This window comes from Phormidium sp. CCY1219, assembly GCF_055795085.1.
This window is the reverse complement of sequence record NZ_JAYFEQ010000560.1, coordinates 1-3,349: the sequence shown is the minus strand read 5'-3', so window position 1 is coordinate 3,349 and position 3,349 is coordinate 1. Positions and strand designations below refer to the sequence as shown.

Genomic DNA, 3,349 nt, shown 5'->3' with positions numbered 1-3,349 from the left:
CGTAGGGCTTAGGCTGGTCAGCTACCTAAAGTCAGGGGCTAGAAGCCCCGTCTCTTTAGAGCGGGGTGCTGACAGCTCAGTCGTGGTTTGTTTAAGCGTGTAATCTTTTATTTTACCGCAAAAATACCCTCGCGTACCCGGGCGGGGATTGGGGCAGAACACAGGGGCGAAAAACCGCCGAAAGATTAAAACATAATTAAGTTTTCCGGGTTTACCCCAGGGAAAATGCCCGGTGGGGGGTGATAGCCCTGAGTGGTTTTACCCAAAGCGGGTGCAATTCAGCAATCGCTGAAATATTTACCAGGAAAGGATTTTAAGCGGTAAGTCACCGACAGATGCGATCGCGATCGCAGGTTGAGTGCGAAAAAATCACCCAAAAACCGGACACAGAACGCCGAAAAGTACCGTATAATTACGGATAGTGGCAGTCAGTTGAAACTGATTCGAGTGATTCTACGGTATCTCCAGAGAGTTCCGAGAATTTACCGCCATCGATGGGTTCATCAGGGTGCATTGCTGTTCTGTCGTGATGGTGAGAAGTCAGTGGAAACTATCCACTCGTCATCGGGGTGCTTGATTTAATTGAGTTTGTTACAAGGCATCGCGATCGCGCGATCGCCAAGGGCACTTCCGAGCGAGTAAATATTCTCACCTGCAATAGTGTTGCCCTTGGAGAAATTATGAACGGTTGCATCTTAAATTCGACTCAATCTCAATCCGACGGCGTTATCCCTCCGCTGTCGGACCCGGAGGATTTGCCCCCGGGAGATACCCTATCCGCAATGGGGGCGATCGCCCCAGGAGGGAAAGGCAAAAACTTAGGCGCGATCGCTCACCTGGTGTTTATCGACCCGCAACTTCAAGATTGCGCCACCCTGGTCCGTGGGGTAAAACCGGGATATGAAGCGATCGTCCTAGACGATCGCCGCGATGGCGTGGCACAAATCCATCGCGTGCTACAACATCGCACTCACATCCAGAGCATCCATGTAGTTTGTCATGGCAAACCGGGCAGCTTGCACCTGGGAAACCGCGAACTCAATTCACACAGCCTCGCACAGTATGCCCCTCGCTTGCAACAGTGGAAAAATGCTTTTTCCCCTCCCCATTCTTCCCCCTCGCTGCTGCTTTATGCATGTCATGTAGCCGCCGGGAAAATCGGTGCTGAATTCCTCTCCCAACTGAGTCAATTAACCGGATTAAATATTGCCGCCTCCGATAGTTTAGTTGGAAGCGCGGCGAAAGGCGGAAATTGGCAATTACCGATTGCGACAATACCAGACAATCCTCATTATTCTAGAAGGATTAACCGAGCCAAAAAAAGGCCGCCCGAGAGAAATACAAGCCGATTTTACCCAAGCCAATCGACTCTAAAATCGGCCTTAGCCTTTGAGCTAGAGGTATTACAAATCTATCCGTTTGTTTTTTCCAGTTTAATTCAAGAAACCTTCACCGAAGGCGCCGTAGTCGGGCCTTGGATTTATGGCACCGGTAATGAAACTTCGGCCACTCCCGTTTTAACGGCTGGAATTGGCGCTGGGGTTATTCCAAGTTTAGACATGCCCCTCGACCAACCCGGTGAAGGAGCGCTGCGCTTAACTTCAAACATCAAAAACCAAGCCACTTTTGTGATTTACAACAATCCGGTTCCGGCGGATGCGGGACTGGAAATTAGCTTTGAAATGTTTGCCTATGATAGCAGCCACGATACCGGAGCAGATGGGTTTAGTTTATTTCTAATTGATGGGAACGAATCTCCCACAGTCGCGGGGGGATTTGGTGGCTCTCTCGGCTACGCGCAAAGAAACCAAACCAATCAAACCGTCAACGGGATTGAAGGCGGATATCTCGGCATCGGATTCGATTCATTTGGCAATTTTTCTCGGGCGGGAGAAGGTCGCGTGGGGGGCTGGCCTAACCTGCGATCCAATGCGGTGGCGATTCGCGGTCGCGGTAACGGAAGCGCGGGAGATATCACCACGGATTATCCTTACTTAACCGGGACAGAATCCTTGGACAATTCTTTCTCATTTCCCAATGAAACCAATCGCGAAAATGCGAAACTCACGGCAAAAATCATCTTAACTCAAGAGGGGTTTCTCTCGATTTGCATTGATTTTAATAACGATGGAGATTGTAACGATGAGGGGGAAGAAGTCATCCCTCCTTTTGATGTCGTTAACGGACGGGATGCGAATGGCGATGGGGATTTTGATGATTTAGAGGATGGAGATATCAAACCCAACGGACCGATTCCGGACACGTTTAAATTTGGGTTTGGCGGTTCGACCGGGGCTTATACCAATATCCACGAAATCCGCAATTTGGTGGTGAAAACCGTAGAACCGCCTACAAAACAGGCGGATGTGTTGGCGACAAAAAAGGCACCTTTAACCGTACTGCCCAATGGGGAAATTACCTACACTATTGAGGTAACGAATAACGGACCGGATCCGGCGGAAAATGTAATTATTTTCGATCCGCTTCCCACGGATTTCAATTGGATAAGTGCCAGTGATGGGGGAACCTATAATCCGCAAACCGGCATCGTTTCTTGGCCGAGTATTCCGCTGTTGGAAAATGGGGAATCGATCGCCTATACCATCACGGGAACGGCCCCGCCCACTGCGGGCACGTTAACGAATGCAATTTTGGCCACGGCGACGACATTCGACCCGGACAAAAGCAATAACAACGGTACCGATACCAACGCGATCGCCACGGTTCTGGTCAATACTCCCCCGGAAATTGGCCAAGTCCTCAAGTCGGGCACCGAAGATGTGGCAATTGGGTTTTCCTCCACTGATTTTCTCGGCCAATTTACCGATGAAGATAACCACGACCTGAGCAAAATTAAAATTACCTCTCTGCCTACCAATGGTACCCTAAAGCTCAATGGCCAGCCAGTGGAAAACCTGCAAGAAATTGAGATGGCCGATATCGGCGATTTGGTGTTTGTCCCCCAGGAAAACTTTTCTGGTGAAATTAGTTGGAGTTGGAATGGATTTGATGGCAATGAGTATGGCGTTGATAGTGGAACGGTTGAGGTCAACCTCAATCCGGTCAATGACCCGCCGGCGATCGCCAATCTGAGTAAGTCGGGAAAGCAAAACACTTCCCTGCCGTTTTCTCCCACAGATTTTATCAGTCAATTTACCGATACCGAGTCAGACGAACTACAGAAAATCAAAATCACCGCTCTCCCGGAAAATGGCACTCTGAAACTTAATGGTCAACTCATCGAATTAAACCAAGAAATTGACGTGGCAGAATTAGCCAAATTAGTCTTTACGCCAGGGGAAAACTTTACTGGGGAGATTAATTTTGGCTGGAATGGGTTTGATGGCAG

General features: G+C 49.2%; 1 protein-coding gene. It reads left to right on the top strand.

The features are described 5' to 3' along the window. Nucleotides 1–569: 569 nt before the first annotated feature. Nucleotides 570–3,349: DUF4347 domain-containing protein (locus AC0QH1_RS15550; protein ID WP_324632113.1), on the top strand; the 2,780-nt coding region annotated here is incomplete at its 3' end.